Here is a 21,332-nt window from a genome sequence, read left to right as displayed (position 1 = left end):
ATGGGTATTGATCTGCCACTTATCTGGGCAATCATCATCATCTTCGGGATCATGATGTACGTGATCATGGATGGCTTCGATCTCGGGATCGGCATCCTCTTCCCCTTTATCAAGGGCGAAAGTGACCGCGATGTGATGATGAACACTGTTGCTCCCGTCTGGGACGGCAACGAAACCTGGCTGGTGCTGGGCGGCGCGGCATTGTTTGGCGCTTTCCCGCTGGCCTATGCGGTCGTATTGTCAGCCTTGTACCTGCCTTTGATCCTGATGCTGCTGGGCCTGATCTTTCGCGGTGTGGCCTTTGAGTTTCGCTTCAAGGCCAGGCCCGAGAAACGTCATATATGGGACAAGTCGTTCATTGGCGGTTCTCTGGTGGCTACGTTTTTCCAGGGGGTGGCACTGGGGGCCTTCATTGACGGCATACCGGTAGTCAACCGGGAGTACGCCGGGGGCGGCATGGACTGGCTCTCTCCTTTTACCGTGTTCTGCGGCCTTGCACTGATCGTGGCCTATGCCCTGCTGGGGTGTACCTGGCTAATCATGAAAACCCAGGGCGACCTGCAACAGCAGATGCACAAACTGGGGCGCCCGCTGGCCCTGGCAGTACTGGTGTTGATGGGCATCGTCAGCCTGTGGACACCCTTGGCCCATTCTGAAATTGCTGCGCGCTGGTTCACCCTGCCAAATCTGTTCTGGTTCCTGCCGGTACCGATTCTGGTGTTGCTCACGATGTTCGGTTTGTTCAAAGCGATTGCCCGCAACGCCAACTACACGCCGTTTCTGTTGACCCTGGTGTTGATTTTCCTGGGCTACAGCGGTTTGGGCATCAGCCTGTGGCCGTACATCATCCCGCCATCAATCACGATCTGGGAAGCTGCCGCACCGCCGCAGAGCCAGGGCTTTATGCTGGTGGGCACCTTGTTCATCATCCCGTTCATTCTGGGTTACACCTTCTGGAGCTACTACGTGTTCCGCGGCAAGGTCACCCACGAAGACGGTTATCACTAGTTAGAAGTGCCGCTGCGGCCTGATGGTCGCAGCCTTTTCCCGAGAGGAGGCCGCAACATGGCTGGCAAGGACTATCTACATGAGGTGCAAGAGGCCGAGAAAAAGCCGTTATGGCAACGGGTCGGCTGGCTGCTGGTGATCTGGACCGCCAGTGTGGCGTCATTAGGCGTATTCGCCTGGCTGATCCGACTGTTCATGACCGCTGCGGGCATGAAAAGCCACTGATGGTCGCCACTCATAAAAAACCCCTCTCCGGAGGGTTTTTTTGTTTGTGGGTAATTCTCTGGCCCGGCCCGGAGTAGGAGCGAGCTCTTTACCAGGCCCATATTGATCACAGAGTGAGCGCGGCCTTCTTGAACAGCGCGCGAGCAATTGAGTGTGGCACGGCTGCTCCCGCTGGGGGCTGTGCTTACTTGCGCGCCTTGAGAATGACGAACTTGGGCGTAGCCGCCACTTGTTCAACACCGCGAAACAGTTTGGCCAGCTTGCTGTGATAACCCAGATGGCGATTGCCGACGATATACAGCGCGCCGCCGACGACCAGGGCTTCCCGGGCTTGTTGAAACATGCGCCAGGCCAGAAAGTCGCCCACCACTTGCTGCTGGTGAAAAGGCGGGTTGCACAGCACGACGTCCAGCGAATCAGGTTCTTGCCCTGCAAGGCCGTCTGCGGCACGCACTATTACCTCACGCTCCCCCAGCGCTGCCTGCCAGTTTTCGCGAGCGGACTGCACGGCCATAAACGACTCATCGACCAGCGTGTACTGCGCATCCGGGTTATTCAGGGCACTGGCGATGGCCAGCACGCCATTGCCGCAACCCAGATCTGCCACCCGGGCCGAGCCCAGGTTTTTGGGAAGGTGGGGCAGGAATGCACGGGTGCCGATGTCCAGCCCTTCACGGCAGAAGACGTTGGCATGGTTGAGCAGCTCGATGGCCGGTTCGTCCAGTAAGTAGCGCGAAGGGTAGGGCGAGGTAAACGGCTCTTTGGCTTCAGGGGTGGCCATCAGCAAGCGGGCTTTTTTCACGGCCAGCGAAGCCTGGACCGGGCCGATATAACGCTCCAGCAAATCACCTGCCGCACGGGGCAAATGCTTGATCATCGCGCCGGCAATCACCTGTGCCCCCGGGGCCAGCTGGCCTTGCAACCGAATGAGTTGCTCTTCGAGCAGGGCCAGGGTTTTGGGTACGCGCACCAGCACACAATCGAAAGGGCCAACCAGAGGCTGGCTGGCGGGGATGACCGTGACGGCATCGAACGCCTGGCCATTGCGCACCAGATTTTTTTCCAGGGCCTGGATGGCGAGGAACGAGTCGCTGCTGCTGGTGACCTGCATATTGGCCACCAGACTGATCGCCAGAGCCCCGAAACTGTCATTGAGCACCAGAACCCGGCTGTTGGCGGGCAGACCCTGTTCGGCCAGATGGTTAAGCAAATACTCGTCCGCAGCGTCGAAAGCCTGTAGCGGCTCGTTTTGCTGTTCTGGTTGGCGGATCAAGCGGAGTTGGGCGAAAGGGCTTTCGAGCACAGGCATTTTTACAAACTCTGGGGAATCAACAGTGGCAACCGGGCCGCAGGGCCACTTCGCAGCACTGGCGTCCGTGGGTTTTACAGATGCAGGCGATTTTACTTTTTTTTGCCGGGGATTACCTGATGCGTTTACCCGGCGGGCAACATCCGCCTGGCAGTGGGTGCAAAGCCAGCACAAACCGTCGGTGTTCCTGTGTCTGTCTTTGCGCGACACTACTGCACTAGCCAATGGAGTGCGACATGACTGCCAGTGCAGAAAAATTTACCCGCCAGACGCTGCTTGAGGTTACCCCGCTGACCCCCGGTCTTTTCACGTTGCGTACCACCCGCGACCCGGGTTTTCGTTTCACTGCGGGTCAATTCGCCCGTCTGGGCGTGACCAAGGCCGATGGCAGCACGGTGTGGCGGGCCTATTCAATGGCGTCCTCACCCCATGACGAGTTCCTGGAGTTCTTCTCCATTGTCGTGCCGGGAGGCGAGTTCACCAGTGAGCTCAGTCGTCTGGAAGTTGGCGATACCCTGCTGGTCGAGCGCCAGGCCTATGGTTTTTTGACCCTGGACCGCTTTGTTGACGGGCAGAATCTGTGGATGCTGGCGACCGGGACCGGCATCGCGCCATTTCTGTCGATCCTGCAAGACTTTGAAGTATGGGAAAAGTTTGAGCATATCGTGCTGGTTTACAGTGCGCGGGAAACCAGAGAACTGGCCTATCAGGCCTTGATTGCCGGTCTGGTTGAGCGTGATTACTTGTCGGAATATGCACATAAATTTACCTATGTGCCGATTGTCACGCGCGAGCAGCATGAGGGGGCTTTAAGCGGGCGAGTTACCACATTGATTGAAAATGGAGCACTTGAAGAGCGGGTGAAGATCAGCCTGACGCCCGAACATTCAAGGGTGATGTTGTGTGGCAATCCGCAAATGATCGATGACACCAGAAAGTTGCTCAAAGCGCGGGGGTTGCAACTAAGCCTGAGTCGCCGTCCCGGGCAAGTAGCGGTTGAAAACTACTGGTAACCGGCCGGCCATAAAAAACGGCGCCCGCAGGCGCCATTTTTTTATCGGATCGTTAAGGTCGATCGTGTTGCGCCTTGAGCAGATCGCGAATTTCGCTCAGCAGCACTTCTTCGGCAGTCGGTACGGGCGGTGCGCTTGGAGCCACAGCCTCTTCACGCTTCAGGCGGTTGATCGCCTTGACGCCCATAAAGATGGCGAACGCGACGATGATGAAGTCGATCACGCTCTGGATGAACTTGCCATACGCCACAACCACGGCAGGTGCATCACCAACGGCGGCTTTGAGGGTAATGGCCAGGTCACTGAAGTCCACACCTCCGATCAACAGACCCAGAGGTGGCATGACTACATCGCCAACGAAGGATGAAACGATTTTGCCGAATGCCGCGCCGATAATGATACCGACGGCCATGTCGACCACATTCCCTTTGACCGCGAAGGCCTTGAACTCACTTATCACGCCCATAGGTTATTCCTTGTTACATATGAAGTTGGTGAGTGCAGTGTAAGTCAGCCTTGCTGATCTTGCCTGCTGTGATGCTTATTGGCTGTTTAATCGACCGGCTCAAGTGCCGATAGTTTTCTAAAAAGCGCGGAAACTTGCGGTCGATACCCCCTCAGATGCCTTAATGCCAGACTTTTATTTCAATCAGGTAGTTGCGACCTTTCTATTTAGAATTTGCTCCCCGGCCCTCTAGCCTTTGGCCAGCGCCCCGATGCGCACCTAATAATCAGAGGACTTACCCATGACCATCCCCCTAGGCTCTGGAGCGTTTTCACAGCGTCGCCTGCTGTGTGTTTTGAGCGCCAGCCTGCTGTCGGTTTCAGTACAGGCCGCCACCTTGACTCGCGACAACGGTGCCGCAGTCGGCGATAACCAGAACTCGCAAACGGCAGGGGCAAACGGCCCGGTATTGCTGCAAGACGTGCAGTTGCTGCAAAAACTTCAGCGCTTTGACCGCGAACGCATCCCGGAGCGTGTGGTGCATGCCCGCGGCACCGGGGCTCACGGCACCTTTACAGTGACCAGTGACATGAGTGATCTGAGCAAAGCCAAAGTATTTGCCGCGGGTGAAACCACGCCGGTGTTTGTCCGTTTTTCGGCTGTGGTGCACGGCAACCATTCGCCGGAAACCCTGCGTGATCCACGGGGTTTCGCCACCAAGTTTTACACCGCCGACGGTAACTGGGACCTGGTAGGCAACAACTTCCCGACCTTCTTTATCCGCGATGCGATCAAGTTTCCGGACATGGTGCATGCCTTCAAGCCCGACCCGCGCACCAACCTTGACGACGACTCACGGCGCTTCGACTTCTTCTCCCATGTACCCGAAGCCACCCGCACCCTGACCGAGCTGTACTCCAACGCAGGTACGCCGGCCAGCTATCGCCAGATGGACGGTAATGGGGTACACGCCTACAAACTGGTGAACGCCAAAGGTGACGTGCGCTATGTGAAATTCCACTGGAAAAGCCTCCAGGGCCTCAATAATCTGGATCCCGCACAGGTCACCCGGGTTCAGGGCCGTGATTACAGCCACCTGACCAACGATCTGGTGGCCCATATCAACAAGGGCGATTTCCCCAAGTGGGATTTGTACGTGCAGGTACTCAAGCCGCAAGATCTGAAAACCTTCGATTTTGACCCGCTGGATGCAACCAAAATCTGGCCGGGGGTACCTGAGCGCAAAGTCGGGCAGATGGTGTTGAACCGCAACCCGGCCAATGTGTTTCAGGAAACCGAGCAGGTCGCTATGGCCCCGGCCAATCTGGTGCCGGGTATCGAGCCTTCCGAAGACCGTCTGCTGCAAGGCCGGGTGTTCTCCTATGCCGATACGCAGATGTACCGCCTTGGTGCCAACGCCATGCAGTTGCCGATAAATGCCCCGCGCAATGGTGTCAACAATGGCAACCAGGACGGTGCGATGAATATCGGTCATACCGTCACCGGGGTGAATTATCAGCCGAGCCGCCTGATGCCGCGCGAAGAGCCGCAAGCTGCGCGTTACAGCGAAATGCCAGTGTCGGGCACCACCCAGCAAGCGAAGATTCAGCGTGAGCAAAACTTCAAACAGGCGGGGGATCTTTACCGTTCCTTCAGCAAAAAAGAGCGTCAGGATCTGATTGAAAGTTTCGGTGAGTCTTTGGCGACAACAGACGATGAGAGCAAACACATCATGCTGTCGTTTCTGTACAAGGCCGACCCTGAATACGGCACCGGCGTGACCAAAGTGGCCAAGGGTGACCTGGGCCGGGTCAAGGCACTGGCCGCCAGACTGGTCGACTGACTTAGTTACCAATCCTGCAGGAGCGAGCTTGTTCGCGAGCACGCTCGCTCCCACAGGGCGGTTAAGGTATGAACCTATGAGAACGCTTTTATCCCTGACTCTGCTTATTGTCAGCGGGCTTGCCCTGGCCGCCGAACCCGATGTACAGGCCGAACTCCGGAACTATTACTTCGATGCGGCGCGCCGTGGTGACGTGGCCATGCTCGATACCTTTATCGAGTCCGGCTACAGCCTCAATGTGCAAGACAGCAAGGGTTATACCGCGCTCATCCTTGCGGCCTACAACGGTCAGGGCGAGGCGGTTGAGCACTTGCTGAAGGCTGGCGCAAACCCCTGTGCCCAAGACTTGCGCGGTAATACAGCCCTGATGGGCGCGATTTTCAAGGGCGAAGTCCGGATTGCCCGCCGTTTACTGGGCACTGATTGCAACCCCGATCAGCGCAACGGCGCGGGGCAGACCGCTGCCATGTATGCAGGCCTGTTTCAGCGGGCCGAATTGCTCAGGGATTTGTCGCGCAAGGGGGCGGACCTGAATGCCGAAGATGCACAGGGCAATAGTGCCGCCCGGCTGGCCGATGGCGAAATCCGTATGCCGCGATCGCACTAATACGGGTGTGCTGGGCTATCATCGCGGTTTTTCCGTGGAGTTCAGATGGCCAAGCCCAAGCGCATATACGGCTGCACCGAGTGCGGCGCAACTTTCCCCAAGTGGGCCGGGCAGTGCGGTGAGTGCGGCGTCTGGAACACCCTGGTCGAAACCATTGTTGAAAGTGGTGCTGCCGCGCCACCCAGCGGGCGCACCGGCTGGACCGGGCAACAAGCCCAGATCAAAACCCTGGCCGAGGTCAGCATTGCTGAAATCCCGCGCTTCTCCACCGCCTCGGGCGAGCTGGACCGGGTGCTCGGTGGCGGTCTGGTGGACGGCTCGGTGGTGCTGATCGGCGGCGATCCCGGTATCGGTAAATCGACCATTCTCCTGCAAACTTTGTGTCATATGGCCTCGCGCATGCCTGCGCTGTATGTCACCGGCGAGGAATCGCAGCAGCAAGTAGCCATGCGCGCCCGCCGTCTGGGCTTGCCCCAGGATCAGCTCAAGGTCATGACCGAGACCTGCATCGAAAGCATCATCGCCACCGCCAAGCTGGAAAAACCCAAGGTCATGGTGATCGACTCGATCCAGACCATCTTCACCGAGCAGCTGCAATCGGCCCCGGGTGGCGTGTCGCAAGTGCGTGAAAGTGCGGCATTGCTGGTGCGCTATGCCAAGTCCAGCGGCACCGCGATCTTCCTTGTGGGCCACGTCACCAAAGAGGGCGCGCTGGCCGGGCCCCGGGTGCTGGAGCACATGGTCGACACCGTGCTGTATTTCGAGGGCGAGTCCGACGGTCGTTTGCGTTTGTTGCGGGCGGTAAAAAACCGCTTCGGCGCAGTTAACGAACTGGGCGTGTTCGGCATGACCGACAAGGGCCTGAAAGAGGTCTCCAACCCGTCTGCGATTTTCCTCACCCGGGCCCAGGAAGAAGTGCCCGGCAGTGTGGTCATGGCCACTTGGGAAGGCACACGCCCGATGCTGGTAGAGGTGCAGGCACTGGTGGATGACAGCCACATGTCCAATCCGCGCCGGGTCACCCTGGGCCTGGATCAAAACCGCCTGGCCATGTTGCTGGCCGTCCTGCATCGCCACGGTGGAATTCCGACCCACGATCAGGATGTATTCCTCAACGTGGTGGGCGGGGTCAAGGTGCTGGAGACCGCGTCCGACCTCGCACTGATGGCCGCCGTGATGTCCAGCCTGCGCAATAAACCGCTGCCCCACGATCTGCTGGTATTTGGCGAGGTGGGGTTGTCGGGTGAAGTACGACCAGTGCCCAGCGGTCAGGAACGCTTGAAAGAGGCGGCCAAGCACGGTTTCAAACGGGCCATCGTGCCTATGGGCAACGCCCCCAAAGAGTCGCCGCCGGGTCTGAAGGTAATTGGCGTGACCCGTCTGGAACAGGCGCTGGATGCATTGTTTGAGTAGCGCTTCAAACAGCGGCAAGCACCGCGCAGGCCTGACTGCGCAAACGGATCAATAGCCAAGCATAAAACCGTAAAAGAAGGCTCTAGACCAAGGTAAGGGGGTGGTCTTTAGAGCTGGGGGCGCTAAACTCCGGTGGCAGTCTTTCTTGTCCAACTGGCCGGAATATAAAAATGAATAATAAAAATAGCCTGCTACGCCACATCCCGTGGCTGGTGCTGGCAATTGTAGGAGCCTGCGCCCTTGGCGTAGTGGCCTTGCGCCGAGGCGAGGCGGTCAACGCCTTGTGGATCGTAGTGGCAGCCGTTGCCATCTACCTGGTCGCTTACCGTTATTACAGTTTGTTTATCGCCACCAAGGTGATGCAACTGGACCCACTGCGGGCGACACCGGCGGTGGTCAATAACGACGGTCTGGACTATGTCCCGACCAACAAACACATTCTTTTCGGTCACCACTTTGCAGCCATCGCCGGCGCCGGGCCTCTGGTTGGGCCGGTACTGGCTGCGCAAATGGGCTATCTGCCGGGCACGCTCTGGCTGATTGCCGGGGTAGTGCTGGCCGGTGCAGTACAGGACTTCATGGTCCTGTTCATGTCCGTTCGTCGCAACGGTCGCTCCCTGGGCGACATGGTGCGCGAAGAGATGGGCAAGGTGCCTGGCACCATCGCGCTGTTTGGCTGCTTCCTGATCATGATCATCATCCTCGCGGTGCTGGCGCTGATCGTGGTCAAAGCCTTGGCCGAGAGCCCGTGGGGCATGTTCACAGTGATGGCCACCATCCCGATCGCGATGTTCATGGGCATTTACATGCGCTACATCCGCCCGGGCCGTATCGGTGAAATCTCGATTGTCGGCGTGTTGCTGTTGCTGGGTTCCATCTGGCTGGGGGGCCAGATTGCGGCCAGCCCGGAGTGGGCGCCGATATTTACCTTCACCGGTACGCAAATCACCTGGATGCTGATCGGCTACGGCTTTGTGGCGGCGGTGCTGCCGGTGTGGCTGGTACTTGCGCCCCGTGACTACCTGTCCACCTTCCTTAAAATCGGCACCATCGTGGCCCTGGCGATCGGCATTCTGGTCACCATGCCCGAGCTGAAAATGCCGGCCCTGACCCAATTCGTCGACGGCACCGGTCCGGTGTGGAAAGGCGGTCTGTTCCCGTTCCTGTTCATCACCATTGCCTGCGGGGCGGTGTCGGGTTTCCACGCACTGATTGCCTCGGGTACCACGCCCAAACTGCTGGATAACGAATGCAACTCCCGTTATATCGGCTACGGCGCGATGCTGATGGAGTCATTCGTGGCCATCATGGCAATGGTTGCCGCGTCGGTCATCGAGCCTGGTGTGTACTTCGCCATGAACAGCCCGGCCGCCATTGTCGGCGGTGATGTGGTGACTGTGGCGCAAACGGTGAGCAGCTGGGGCTTTGCAATTACCCCGGACGCACTGACGGCACTGGCCCATGACATCGGTGAAACCACGGTTCTGGCCCGTGCCGGCGGCGCACCGACCCTGGCAGTGGGGATCGCGCAGATCCTGCACAACGTGCTGCCGGGCGAAAACACCATGGCGTTCTGGTATCACTTCGCCATTTTGTTTGAGGCGCTGTTCATTCTGACCGCGGTCGACGCGGGCACCCGTGCCGGTCGCTTCATGTTGCAGGACTTGCTTGGCAGCTTCGTGCCAGCCCTCAAGCGCACCGAGTCGTGGCCAGCCAACGTGCTGGCAACCGGTCTTTGTGTGGCGATGTGGGGTTACCTGCTGTACCAGGGCGTAATCGACCCGCTGGGCGGCATCAACACCCTGTGGCCGTTGTTCGGTATTTCCAACCAGATGCTGGCGGGGATTGCGCTGATGCTGGCCACTGTCGTGCTGATCAAAATGAAGCGCCAGCGCTACATTTGGGTAACCATGCTGCCAGCGGTCTGGCTGCTGATTTGCACCACCTACGCCGGTTTCATCAAGCTGTTCGACGCCAACCCGGCGGTCGGTTTCCTGGCCCTGGCGAAAAAATACAGCACCGCACTGGATGCCGGCCAAGTGATTGCCCCGGCGAAAAACATCGATCAGATGCAGCACGTGATCATCAATGCCTACACCAACGCCGGTCTGACCGTGCTGTTCCTGTTCGTGGTGTTCAGCATTCTGTTCTATGCCGTTAAAGTCGGTGCCGCGGCCTGGGGGCGTAAAGAACGTACGGATAAAGAAGCGCCGTACCACTCCCTACCGGATGCATGACAGAGGATTGCAAACATGTTCAATGACCTGAGTCGCCTCGGTAAATACCTCGGTCAGGCCGCGCGCCTGATGGTCGGCATGCCCGACTACGACAATTACGTCGAGCATATGCAAACCAAACACCCGGACAAGCCGGTAATGACCTACGAAGCGTTCTTTCGGGAGCGCCAGGAGGCGCGTTACGGCGGCAAGGGCGGGCCCAAGTGCTGTTAATCCGCTAAGGGCGGGTTGTATCTGACTGTGGGAGCGGGTTTGTCCGCGAGGGCATCGACTGTCGATACCTTCGCGGGCAAGCCCGCTCCCACATTTTTTTGTGTTCAACAGGAGACCCGACATGACCTCTCCAATCCCCGTCACCATCCTCAGCGGATTTCTCGGTGCCGGTAAAACCACCTTGTTGCGTCATCTGCTCAAGGCCGAGCACGGGCTGAAAATCGCCGTGATTGAAAACGAATTCAGCGATGCCGGAATCGACACCCAGTTGTTGGGCGATGAGCCGGTGCAAGTCATGACCCTGTCCAATGGCTGTGTGTGCTGCACCATTTACACTGATCTGACCAAGGCGCTGTACCTGTTGCTTGAGCGTCTGGACAGCGGTGAAATCACCTTCGACCGGCTGGTCATCGAATGCACCGGCCTGGCTGATCCGGCGCCGGTGGCACAAACCTTCTTTATTGACGAAGAACTGCGTGAGCGTTATCTGCTGGACGGCATCATCACGCTGGTGGATGCCGCCCACGCCGAGGTTCACCTGAGCCAGACCATCGCCCAGGCGCAAATCGGCTTTGCCGACCGGCTGTTGGTGAGCAAGCGTGATCTGGTGGATGACACCACATTTGATGCGCTGTGCCAGCGCCTGACCCGGATCAATCGCCGGGCGCCGATCCGGGTGGTGGAGCACGGCAAGATTGATCTGGCCGAGCTGCTGGATGTGCGCGGGTTCAACCTGAATGCAGATCCAGGTGGCGGTCTGAATTTGCGCCCGGTACAGCCTGCGGCTTCTGCGGACCGTATTTCCAGCATGGTGCTGCGCACCGAAAAACCGCTGGATATCGACAGCCTCAGCACCTTTATGAACGAGCTGCTGGAAGAGCACGGTAAACAGCTGCTGCGTTACAAGGGTGTATTGAATATTGCCGGTGAAGACCGGCGCCTGGTGTTTCAGGGTGTGCTCAAGCTCTACGGTTTTGATTGGGACACCGAATGGGCCGAGGGCGAGCTGCGCGAAAGCGTGATGGTGTTTATTGCCGATGAATTGCCGGAGGCCACCATTCGCGAAGGGTTTGCACGGCTCTGATCCATCACCGCCGTATATCTGTAGGCGCGGGCTGTTTATGGTTTGAAGAAGCTCGCGAGCAAGCTCGCTCCTACAGGGCGTATCCGCAGAGCGCCCAGAAAAAAGCCCGGCTAGAAAGCCGGGCTTTTTTTCAGCTGTTTGCTATCAGTTGCCGTAAACAGGCAGCTTGGCGCAAATGGCTTTGACCTTCTCGCGAACGGTATCAATAACGGCTTCGTTGTTGATGTCGTCAAGGATGTCGCAGATCCAGCCTGCCAGCTCACGGCATTCTTCAACCTTGAAGCCGCGGGTGGTGACAGCCGGAGTACCGAAACGCAGACCCGAGGTAACGAACGGGGAGCGTGGATCGTTCGGTACGGAGTTTTTGTTCACGGTGATGAAGGCTTTGCCCAGAGCGGCGTCAGCATCTTTACCGGAGATGTCCTGCTTGATCAGCGACAGCAGGAACAGGTGGTTTTCAGTACCGCCCGAGACCACGTCAAAACCGCGCTCGATGAACACCGAAGCCATGGCCTGAGCGTTCTTGACCACTTGTTGCTGGTAAGCCTTGAACTCAGGCTGCAGCGCTTCCTTGAAGCACACGGCCTTGGCCGCGATAACGTGCTCCAGCGGACCGCCCTGGGAACCCGGGAAAACAGCCGAATTCAGCTTCTTCTCGATGTCGGCGTTGGCTTTGGCCAGGATCAGGCCGCCACGTGGACCGCGCAGGGTTTTGTGGGTAGTGGTGGTCACTACGTCAGCATAAGGAACCGGGTTCGGGTAAACGCCCGCTGCAACCAGACCGGCCACGTGTGCCATGTCGACGAACAGGTAGGCGCCGACTTTGTCTGCGATAGCGCGGAAACGCGGGAAGTCGAGGATCTGCGAGTAGGCAGAGAAACCGGCCACGATCATTTTTGGCTTGTTCTCAACGGCCAGACGTTCAACTTCGTCGTAGTCGATCAGGCCATTGGCGTCGATACCGTACTGGATGGCGTTGTACAGCTTGCCCGAGGACGAAACGCTGGCGCCGTGGGTCAAGTGACCGCCGTGGGCCAGGCTCATGCCCAGAATGGTGTCACCGGCCGACAGCAGGGCCAGGTATACAGCGCTGTTGGCCTGGGAGCCGGCGTGCGGCTGAACGTTGGCGTAATCGGCGCCGAACAGTTCTTTTGCACGGTCGATGGCCAGTTGCTCGACGACGTCGACGTATTCGCAGCCACCGTAGTAACGCTTGCCCGGATAACCTTCGGCGTACTTGTTGGTCAGAACCGAGCCTTGAGCTTCCATGACCGCTGGGCTGGTGTAGTTTTCCGAAGCGATCAGCTCAATATGTTCTTCCTGGCGCTGAGCTTCTTGCTCCATGGCGGCAAAAAGGTCGGCGTCGAACTTGGCAAGTGTCAAATCACGGCTGAACATGGCGGTCCTCAAGGATCGGGGGCAGAAAAGGAGGGCATTCTAACCCAATGGGTTTTATCTGGCATATGAAAGCGATTCACGGCGTTCCTGATCAAACTGCAAGCAGGTAACGGCCGCTTCAAATGGGTAATTCATCACTGGCAGTGTGCCGCTGCTTGGCCAGTAACTGTTTCTCTAACTGGTGTGCCGGCAGCGGTCGTCCCAGCAGGTAGCCCTGGACTTCGTCGCAGCCGTGCTCGCGCAGGAAAACCAGCTGTTCGTGGGTCTCGACGCCTTCGGCGATGACCGCCAGGTTCAGGCTGTGGGCCATTGCAATAATGGCCCGGGCAATCTGGGCGTCCTGCTCGCCACAGGGCAAACCGTCGACAAAGGTACGGTCGATTTTCAGTACGTCGATCGGGAATTGCTTGAGGTAGTTGAGCGATGAATAGCCGGTGCCGAAGTCGTCGACGGCAATGCTCAGGCCGAGATTTTTTAGGCTGGCCAGAATTTGCAGCGCCTCGCTGACTTCGCGCATCAGGATGCTTTCGGTCAGCTCGAGCTCAAGACACGCCGGGGGCAGGCCCGTTTCCTTGAGGATGTTGGCAATCCGGTTGCCCAGCTGGCCGTCCGAAAACTGGCGCGCCGAGATATTGACCGAGACTATGGGCACCCGCACCTTGGCCTGATGCCAGTGTTTGAGTTGGCGACAGGCTGCGGCCAGCACCCAGTCACCGACGTCGACCACCAGGCCCAGCTCTTCGAGCACCGGGATAAAATCCCCGGGCGGCACCAGTCCGCGGCGCGGGTGATTCCAGCGCAACAGTGCTTCAACCCCGGTCAGGCGTTTGCCGTCGCCACTGAATTGCGGCTGGTAATAGAGTACGAATTCTTCCTGTTCCAGGGCATGGCGCAAATCGCTCTCCAGTTCCAGGCGTTCCAGGGCGCTGGCGTTCATGTCGGCCTGATAGAACTGGAAGTTGTTCTTGCCGCGCTCTTTGGCGTGGTACATCGCCGTATCGGCGTTTTTCATCAACTGGCTGAGTTCGTTTCCGTCTTGCGGGCTCAGGGCTATGCCGATACTGGCCGTGACGAAGAATTCACGGCTTTCGAGGACAAAGGGTTGTACCAGGCTGGCGAGGATCTGTTCGGCCACGCTGATGGCCCGGTTCAGGGCCATTTGACGGGTTGCCCGTGGTTGCAGGAGCAGGGTGAACTCGTCCCCGCCCATGCGCGCCACGGTATCGTCGTCGTCAACACAGGCCAGCAGGCGGGTCGCCATGTCTTTGAGCATGCGGTCGCCGGCGGCGTGCCCCAGGGAGTCATTGATCGGTTTGAAACGGTCGAGGTCGAGGAACATCAGGACCACCCACGACTTGTTCCGGTCGCCCTGTTGCAGTGCGGTGTGCAGGCGATCCTGAAACAGTGTCCGGTTGGGCAGGTGGGTCAGGGCATCGTAATAGGCCAGGCGGTGGATCCGCTGCTCACTGGCCTTGCGTTCGCTGATGTCACTGAAAAAACACACGTAGCTGGCCAGGTCACCTTCATCGTCCAGCACCGCGGTGATCCCGACCCATGCCGGGTAGTGTTCGCCGCTGCGGCGTTTGAGCCACACCTCGCCCTCCCATGAACGGTGCTGATTGAGTTGCTTGATCACGTAACGCAGATGCGCCTGTTGCTGTTCATCCACGGTCAGCATGCTTGGCAACTGGTCGAGCACTTGCGCTACGGCGTAACCGCTGACCCGGCTAAAGGCCTCATTGGCCTGGACGATATAGCCGGCCGGGTCGGTTATCAGGATCGCCGAGGTCGAGTGTTCGAATACCGTAGCCGCCATTCGCAGGTCTTTTTCTGCGTTGCGCTGCTGACTGATATCGCGGCCAACGCCGAGGATGCCCTCGAACGTATTGCTCTCGTCCCACACCAGTACCAGACGCAGCTCGATGGGGATTTTGCGTCCGTCAGCCCGCAAGCAGTCGAGCAGGAACACCTGGGTTTGCACTTGAGTGCGCAGGGGCGCCAGTTGCTCGGGGGTGTCCAGTGCAGCGCTGACCCGCGCCAGCAGGCTGTAGATACCCGCCAGTTGTTGCGGATTGGCGATGGTCGATTGCCAACCATTGTTGAACACCCATTGCGCGTCGTAGCCCAGCACAGTCTGTACCGACGGACTGACGTAATTCAGGCATAACCTGCTGTCGGTGGAGAAAATCACATCACTGATGCTTTCCGCCAGCATCCGGTAGCGCTGCTCACTGTCGCGCAGCGATTCGCTGGCCTCGATCTGGTCGGTGATGTCTTTGGCAACCCCGACAATCCGCGTTACCTGCTCCCCGGTACCCAGGGCCAGAGCCTGTTCGCGAATCTCAAAACTGCGCCAGACGCCACTGCGATGACGAAAGCGCAACTGGCATTGCAACCGGCGCACATAGTTGCCGTGACGTTGCTGGTGGCGCAGTTCGTGATAGTGCCCGGCGTCGTCGGGGTGCAGCAGCAGCTCCCAGAAATAAGCGCCCATTTGCTTGAGCTCGGCGGCGTTGTAGCCCAGGGTGTGGCCCAGATGGTGATTGCTGAAAATCATCATCTGGCTGGTGACATCCTGCACATACAGGTGGTCCGGCACGGTGCGTACCACGTCGGACCAAAAGCTTTCGCGCTCCTGCAAGGACAGCTCGATCAGCTTGCGGTTGGTAATGTCGGTAATGCTCAGAATGACCGCGTGATAGTCCAGGCGGGTATCGGGCAGACGCAGCACCAGCCATAAATGCTGGTCCCGCCCCCCGGCGTCGGCCAGTTTGATTTCCAGCTCCAGTTGTTGCAGCCGGTTGAGCACGGCCTCGACCAGTTGATAACCAATGGCCGAGCCGGCTTGCGGGGCGCCGCTGATCAGTTTTGACCAGGCGCCGTCCTCGGATTCGACCTCCAGCAACTGCATGGCGACCTGGTTCACTTCGGTGATGCGCAATTGTTCAAACAGCTGGCGCCGATGCTGCGGCTGGTTGTTCAGCCATTGTTTGAGGGCATGGCTGTCCTGGATTTTTTCGCGCTCAAGAAAGCCAGGCAGGCTGGACAGGTCGAGTACGCAAAGCGCGACGCCGGTGCCTTCAAAAATATCGTGATAACGACGCCGGCCTTCGTGCAGCTGGCGCTGGCGGCGGCGCATATTCAAAAGTGCGACCACCGGCAGCATCGAGAACAGCAGGCCGAGCAAGCATTTGCCAATCAGTCCGGGTAGCAGCTGTTGCGTCGCCATCTGGTCATTGAACAGCCCGCGCAACTGCCAGTCGCTGTTGCGCAAGGGGGTCAGCAGTACTGTGTCATCCATGTCCCGGGGATCGGAGCTTGATAGCCGGGTGACAGGAGCGGTACTGGTGCTGAGCACCTGATCCGTCAGGGTGTTTTCGACCTGCCATTGGGGGCGGTTGCTGTTCAGGGTCTGGCGCGTGAGGTTTTGCAGCAGATCCGGGGTCATGCGCAGCAGCCAGTAACCGTTGGTCGTGTCGCCGGTCTGGCGCAACAACAGATAAGCAACGCTGGCATCCCTGTTGTTGCCATAAAAATACCCGGCTGTGCGGCTGTACAACCGGATGTTTTTTATCCAGTCGGCCAGGTAGGCCGCATCGGGGCTGATGCCCGTGCTGTCGAGCAGCACTTCTCCGGCTGGACTCAATAAAGCCAGGCTTTGCAGGGGCGGCAAGGTTTGGCGCAGCCGTTCGAGCAGCTCCTGTAGCTGGAGCGAATCTTTGGGGGGGGCATAGGCAGGCAGCAGGTTGAGGGCGGTTTCGGCCCTGAGTTCCATACTCAGGTTGATGTGGTCGGCCAGGTCTGCGCTGTAATTGATGCTCGACAGGCGCTCCTGCTGGATCGCGTTCCGGAACTGTTCAATCAATAGCCAGAACAGCATTGCCAGCAGCAACAGGACCAGGGTTGCCAGTGCGCCTTTTAACGTGCCGCGCACAGGTGTGCCAAGGAGTTGGCCTGGTTTGCGGGGCAGTGTTGGCGGGGTGACATTGGGCAAGCTGTGATCCTGCGGTTTGGCAAACAAGGCGCGCGCGCACTATAAGCCGGACGCCCAGAGGGCGCCTAGCATGCCTTGGGTTGTGGCAAAGTGCCAGCCCTGTGCTGTGCTCTGGTTTGCCCTGATCAACGCATTCAGGTAGCTTTGCCGGTTATTCGAGCGCCTACACTCAGGCATATACTGTCAGCAGGTATTGATGCATATCAGTCCCTGACTTTTTCCTATTGCCTGATCCGGCAATGCTCGCGCCTTATTCATCAGTCACTGACGCTAGGTTCTCCATGGCTCAATACGTATTCACCATGCATCGGCTGAGCAAAGTTGTTCCGCCGAAGCGGGAAATCCTGAAAAACATCTCCCTGTCGTTTTACCCGGGCGCCAAGATTGGCGTGCTCGGTTTGAACGGTTCGGGTAAATCCACCCTGTTGAAAATCATGGCTGGCGTGGACACCGAGTTCGACGGCGAAGCACGCCCGATGCCGGAATTGAACATCGGCTACCTGCCCCAAGAGCCGCAGCTGGACCCGAACAAAACCGTACGTGAAGTGGTTGAAGAAGCCGTTAGCGTAATCAAGGATGCGCAAGCGCGTCTGGATCAGGTTTACGCTGAATACGCTGACCCGGATGCCGACTTCGACAAGCTGGCTGCAGAACAGGCCAAGCTCGAATCCATTCTGCAGGCAAGCGACGGTCACAACCTGGAGCGCCAGCTGGAAGTCGCTGCCGATGCACTGCGTCTGCCGGCCTGGGATGCCAAGGTTGAACACCTGTCCGGTGGTGAGAAGCGTCGTGTGGCCTTGTGCCGCCTGCTGCTGTCGGCCCCGGACATGCTGCTGCTCGACGAACCGACCAACCACCTGGACGCTGACTCCGTGGCCTGGCTGGAACACTTCCTGCACGATTTCCCGGGTACCGTGGTTGCGATTACGCACGACCGTTACTTCCTGGATAACGTGGCTGGCTGGATTCTGGAGCTTGACCGCGGTGCGGGCATTCCTTACGAGGGCAACTATTCGGGCTGGCTTGAAGCCAAGTCCGATCGTCTGGCTGCCGAATCCAAGCAGCAGTCGGCCCATGAAAAGGCCATGAAAGACGAGCTGGAATGGGTCCGTAAAGGCGCCAAGGCCCGTCAGTCGAAATCCAAGGCCCGTCTGCAACGTTTCGAAGAACTGCAATCGCAGGAATTCCAGAAGCGCAGCGAAACCAACGAAATCTACATCCCGGCCGGTCCGCGCCTGGGTGACAAGGTTATCGAATTCAAGAACGTGTCCAAGGGCTACGGCGATCGCGTGCTGATCGACAACCTGTCGTTCTCCATGCCTAAAGGCGCCATCGTTGGCGTGATCGGCGGTAACGGTGCCGGTAAGTCGACCCTGTTCCGCATGCTGATGGGCAAAGAGCAGCCGGACTCCGGCAGCATCGAAATCGGCGAAACCGTGCAGCTTGCCTGTGTGGATCAGAGCCGCGACGACCTGGATGGCAGCAAGACTGTGTTCCAGGCCATTTCTGATGGTTCTGATGTGATCCGCATTGGTAACTACGAAATCCCGTCGCGTACCTATGTAGGCCGTTTCAACTTCAAAGGTGGCGATCAGCAGAAGTTCGTCAAGGACCTGTCCGGCGGTGAGCGTGGTCGCTTGCACCTGGCCCTGACCTTGAAAGAGGGCGCCAACGTGCTGCTGCTCGACGAACCGTCCAACGACCTTGACGTTGAGACCCTGCGTTCGCTCGAAGAAGCGCTGCTGGACTTCCCGGGCGCTGCCATTGTGATCTCTCACGATCGGTGGTTCCTTGACCGCGTCGCGACTCACATCCTGGCGTACGAAGACGACTCGCAAGCGGTCTTCTTTGAAGGCAACTACACCGAGTACGAAGCTGATCGTAAGAAGCGTCTCGGCGAAGCGGCCAACCAGCCGCACCGTGTACGTCACAAGAAGCTGGCCCAGTAAGGCCGGTTTGCAAGAAACAACGGAGCCCCTCGGGGCTCCGTTTTTTTTGTGCAGACAGGCATGATTTCCGTAGTTGCCTACGAGGAACGAAGGTTGCGCCTGGGGGCGGGTTCCAGTTGGTGCAAAACTGGGTACAAGAATCACTTTTATGGTGCGCAATGACTGCTTTAACTGGACTAATTTATATAAAAGCACCATTTAAATTCATAACTGCGACATTTTGCGCTGTCGCGGTGCTTCATGAGTTGATAAGGTTCTGGGCAATCAGCTTCTAACGACAACAAATTTGCCGAGACTTTTCCATGATCGAATCCGTCGACCACTTCCTTGCCCGCCTGAAAAAACGCGACCCTGACCAGCCTGAGTTCCATCAGGCCGTAGAAGAAGTTCTGCGCAGTCTGTGGCCGTTTCTTGAAGCCAATCCGCACTATCTGACTTCAGGCATTCTCGAGCGCATTTGTGAACCCGAGCGGGCGATTGTGTTCCGCGTGTCGTGGGTCGATGACGAAGGCAAAGTGCGGGTCAACCGCGGTTTCCGGATCCAGATGAACAGCGCCATTGGCCCTTACAAGGGCGGGTTGCGTTTCCACCCGTCGGTGAACCTGGGGGTTCTGAAATTCCTGGCCTTTGAGCAAACCTTCAAGAATTCCCTGACCTCGTTGCCAATGGGCGGCGGTAAAGGGGGCTCGGATTTCAATCCAAAAGGTAAAAGCGATGCTGAAGTAATGCGCTTCTGCCAGGCCTTCATGAGTGAGCTGTACCGCCACATCGGTTCCGATGTTGACGTTCCGGCAGGCGACATCGGTGTGGGGGCACGTGAAATCGGCTTTATGTTTGGTCAGTACAAACGCCTGAGCAACCAGTTTACTTCGGTGTTGACCGGCAAGGGCATGAGCTACGGCGGCAGCCTGATCCGTCCGGAAGCCACCGGCTTCGGTTGCGTGTACTTCGCCCAGGAGATGCTCAAGCGCAGTGGCCAGCGCATTGATGGCAAGCGTGTAGCGATTTCCGGATCCGGCAACGTGGCCCAGTATGCGGCCCGCAAAGTCATGGACCTGGGTGGCAAGGTGATCTCGCTGTCGGATTCCGAAGGCACGCTATTTTGCGAAGCCGGCTTGAGCGAGGAGCAATGGGAGGCGTTGATGGAGTTGAAAAACGTCAAGCGCGGGCGTATCAGCGAACTTGCCGGCCAGTTTGGTCTTGAGTTCCTGAGCGGCCAGCATCCGTGGAACCTGGCCTGTGACATCGCGCTGCCATGCGCCACCCAGAACGAACTGGACGCCGATGCGGCCCGCACTTTGCTCGGCAATGGCTGCGTCTGCGTCGCTGAAGGCGCGAACATGCCCACCACCCTCGAAGCGGTCGACATGTTTATCGAAGCGGGTATTTTGTTTGCCCCGGGTAAGGCTTCCAATGCCGGAGGCGTGGCAGTGAGCGGTCTGGAAATGTCACAGAACGCCATGCGCCTGCTATGGACGGCGGGTGAGGTGGACAGCAAGCTGCACAACATCATGCAGTCGATCCACCATGCCTGTGTGCACTACGGTGAAGAGAACGGCCGGATCAACTACGTGAAAGGCGCCAACATTGCGGGCTTCGTCAAAGTTGCCGACGCGATGCTGGCCCAGGGCGTGGTTTAAGCCGGATCAATCCTGATGATTTCGACCTGCAGATCCCCTGCGGGCCGAAACCACAGCACTTCATCTCCGAGTTGCGCGCCCAGCAGCGCGCGACCCAGGGGCGAGCCCCAATTGATCAGCCCCTGGCCTGCATCGGCCTGATCCTCGCCCACCAGTTGCACCCGTTGTTCATTGCCCGATTCTTCGGCAAAGGTTACCCAACTGCCAATCTGCACCTTTTGCGTTGATGTCGCAGGGGCGACCACGTGGGCGCTTTGCAGCCGCTGGCTGTAGTAGCGCAGGTCGCGCTCAATCTCGGCTAACCGCTGTTTGTCGGCGTCATCGCGGCGGGCGGACTCGGCACTGTGCTGGCGCTGCAATTCGTTGACTTTGGCTTGCAACTGGTCAAGGCCGGCAGCGGTGACATAGTTGGGCTGGTCGCTGATCTGGCGCTCAATCGGCGTATTGGCCTGCTCGGCGGCGGTGTCTTCGTTGACAAATGCGCGGCTCATGGCGGTGTCCCTCCGGGGCTGTAGGCTTTAGAGCCTGCGCCGGAATCAGGGTTCAGACTGGTTTGCCAGGAAACCTGTAGGAGCGAGCTTGCTCGCGAGCTTTTTCAATCCAGCAGCGAACAGCTCGCGAGCAAGCTCGCGCCTACAGTTTTATTTAGTCAGCCAGCTGCAACGCTGCATGCTCTGCCAGCTCCTGCTGGATAAAAGCAGCAATCATGGCGCGGTAGACGCTTTCGGTGACATCGGGGTTGGCTCCCAGCTTCTCTGCCAGGGCGCGGGCCTTGGCGATAACCTGTTCAACCCGCTGTGGCGCTTTCACCGCTGCACTGTCTTTCTTGAAGCCTGCGGCCTGGGAGACATAGGCTCCGCGTTCGGCGATCAGGCTGACGATCTGGCGATCGAGGCGGTCGATCTGCCCGCGCACTTGTTCAAGGGAATCACAGGTGACTGCCATGTTTTTAAA

General features: G+C 58.5%; 17 protein-coding genes. 11 read left to right on the top strand and 6 right to left on the bottom strand.

Features of this window, described 5'->3' with window-relative positions; all coding sequences use genetic code 11:
* On the top strand, positions 1-1,008 hold the full coding sequence (gene cydB, locus JQ845_RS16350) for a cytochrome d ubiquinol oxidase subunit II (RefSeq protein ID WP_003443985.1): 1,008 nt from the start codon (positions 1-3) through the stop codon (positions 1,006-1,008).
* A 57-nt stretch (positions 1,009-1,065) separates the two neighbouring features.
* Positions 1,066-1,233 (top strand): DUF2474 domain-containing protein, encoded by a 168-nt coding sequence (locus JQ845_RS16345; protein WP_003443983.1) that lies wholly within the window; start codon positions 1,066-1,068, stop codon positions 1,231-1,233.
* A gap of 184 nt (positions 1,234-1,417) precedes the next feature.
* On the opposite strand, the gene JQ845_RS16340 is transcribed toward JQ845_RS16345, so the two are convergent.
* Positions 1,418-2,542: a methyltransferase gene (locus tag JQ845_RS16340; protein ID WP_003443981.1), complete on the bottom strand. Its 1,125-nt coding sequence runs from the start codon at positions 2,540-2,542 to the stop codon at positions 1,418-1,420.
* A 236-nt stretch (positions 2,543-2,778) separates the two neighbouring features.
* Here JQ845_RS16340 and JQ845_RS16335 point away from each other — a divergent pair, with 236 nt between their 5' ends.
* Positions 2,779-3,555 (top strand): ferredoxin--NADP reductase, encoded by a 777-nt coding sequence (locus JQ845_RS16335; protein ID WP_203009263.1) that lies wholly within the window; start codon positions 2,779-2,781, stop codon positions 3,553-3,555.
* A 52-nt stretch (positions 3,556-3,607) separates the two neighbouring features.
* On the opposite strand, the gene mscL is transcribed toward JQ845_RS16335, so the two are convergent.
* On the bottom strand, positions 3,608-4,021 hold the full coding sequence (mscL, locus tag JQ845_RS16330) for a large-conductance mechanosensitive channel protein MscL (RefSeq protein WP_003443977.1): 414 nt from the start codon (positions 4,019-4,021) through the stop codon (positions 3,608-3,610).
* Positions 4,022-4,301: 280 nt separating this feature from the next.
* Between mscL and katB the strand changes: the two genes are divergently transcribed.
* The 6 genes from katB (at position 4,302) to yjiA (ending at position 11,397) form a co-directional block, all read left to right on the top strand.
* Positions 4,302-5,843 carry a catalase KatB gene (katB, locus tag JQ845_RS16325; protein WP_003443975.1) on the top strand — a complete coding sequence of 514 codons (1,542 nt, stop codon included), beginning with the start codon at positions 4,302-4,304 and terminating at the stop codon, positions 5,841-5,843.
* 76 nt (positions 5,844-5,919) lie between these two features.
* Positions 5,920-6,450 (top strand): ankyrin repeat domain-containing protein, encoded by a 531-nt coding sequence (locus tag JQ845_RS16320; protein WP_003443973.1) that lies wholly within the window; start codon positions 5,920-5,922, stop codon positions 6,448-6,450.
* Positions 6,451-6,495: 45 nt separating this feature from the next.
* Complete coding sequence (gene radA, locus JQ845_RS16315) at positions 6,496-7,863, top strand: DNA repair protein RadA (protein WP_003443972.1); 1,368 nt, start codon at positions 6,496-6,498, stop codon at positions 7,861-7,863.
* 170 nt (positions 7,864-8,033) lie between these two features.
* Positions 8,034-10,100: a carbon starvation CstA family protein gene (locus JQ845_RS16310; protein ID WP_003443970.1), complete on the top strand. Its 2,067-nt coding sequence runs from the start codon at positions 8,034-8,036 to the stop codon at positions 10,098-10,100.
* Between the two features lie 15 nt (positions 10,101-10,115).
* Positions 10,116-10,313, top strand: a complete 198-nt coding sequence (locus tag JQ845_RS16305) for a YbdD/YjiX family protein (protein ID WP_003443968.1) — start codon at positions 10,116-10,118, stop codon at positions 10,311-10,313.
* A 121-nt stretch (positions 10,314-10,434) separates the two neighbouring features.
* Positions 10,435-11,397, top strand: coding sequence for a GTPase (yjiA, locus tag JQ845_RS16300; protein ID WP_202210264.1), 963 nt, complete (start codon positions 10,435-10,437; stop codon positions 11,395-11,397).
* A gap of 144 nt (positions 11,398-11,541) precedes the next feature.
* Here yjiA and glyA read toward each other — a convergent pair whose 3' ends face one another.
* Both glyA and JQ845_RS16290 read right to left on the bottom strand, forming a co-directional pair.
* Complete coding sequence (glyA, locus tag JQ845_RS16295; protein WP_203009262.1) at positions 11,542-12,795, bottom strand: serine hydroxymethyltransferase; 1,254 nt, start codon at positions 12,793-12,795, stop codon at positions 11,542-11,544.
* A 118-nt stretch (positions 12,796-12,913) separates the two neighbouring features.
* A complete protein-coding gene (locus JQ845_RS16290) occupies positions 12,914-16,789 on the bottom strand; it encodes a sensor domain-containing protein (protein ID WP_203009261.1) in 3,876 nt (1,291 codons plus the stop codon).
* Between the two features lie 281 nt (positions 16,790-17,070).
* Here JQ845_RS16290 and ettA point away from each other — a divergent pair, with 281 nt between their 5' ends.
* Positions 17,071-18,738, top strand: coding sequence for an energy-dependent translational throttle protein EttA (gene ettA / locus JQ845_RS16285; protein WP_003443957.1), 1,668 nt, complete (start codon positions 17,071-17,073; stop codon positions 18,736-18,738).
* 302 nt (positions 18,739-19,040) lie between these two features.
* On the top strand, positions 19,041-20,378 hold the full coding sequence (gene gdhA, locus JQ845_RS16280; protein ID WP_003443954.1) for an NADP-specific glutamate dehydrogenase: 1,338 nt from the start codon (positions 19,041-19,043) through the stop codon (positions 20,376-20,378).
* Here gdhA and JQ845_RS16275 read toward each other — a convergent pair.
* Together JQ845_RS16275 and JQ845_RS16270 are read right to left on the bottom strand one after the other, a co-directional pair.
* Positions 20,375-20,869, bottom strand: coding sequence for a GreA/GreB family elongation factor (locus JQ845_RS16275; RefSeq protein ID WP_127196767.1), 495 nt, complete (start codon positions 20,867-20,869; stop codon positions 20,375-20,377). The genes gdhA and JQ845_RS16275 overlap by 4 nt on opposite strands.
* Positions 20,870-21,023: 154 nt before the next feature.
* On the bottom strand, positions 21,024-21,323 hold the full coding sequence (locus JQ845_RS16270; RefSeq protein ID WP_203009260.1) for a chorismate mutase: 300 nt from the start codon (positions 21,321-21,323) through the stop codon (positions 21,024-21,026).
* Positions 21,324-21,332: the final 9 nt, after the last annotated feature.

This window comes from Pseudomonas paraversuta (assembly GCF_904063065.1).
In the GTDB taxonomy this organism is placed as follows: domain Bacteria; phylum Pseudomonadota; class Gammaproteobacteria; order Pseudomonadales; family Pseudomonadaceae; genus Aquipseudomonas; species Aquipseudomonas paraversuta.
This window is presented reverse-complemented; position numbering and strand designations above follow the sequence as displayed.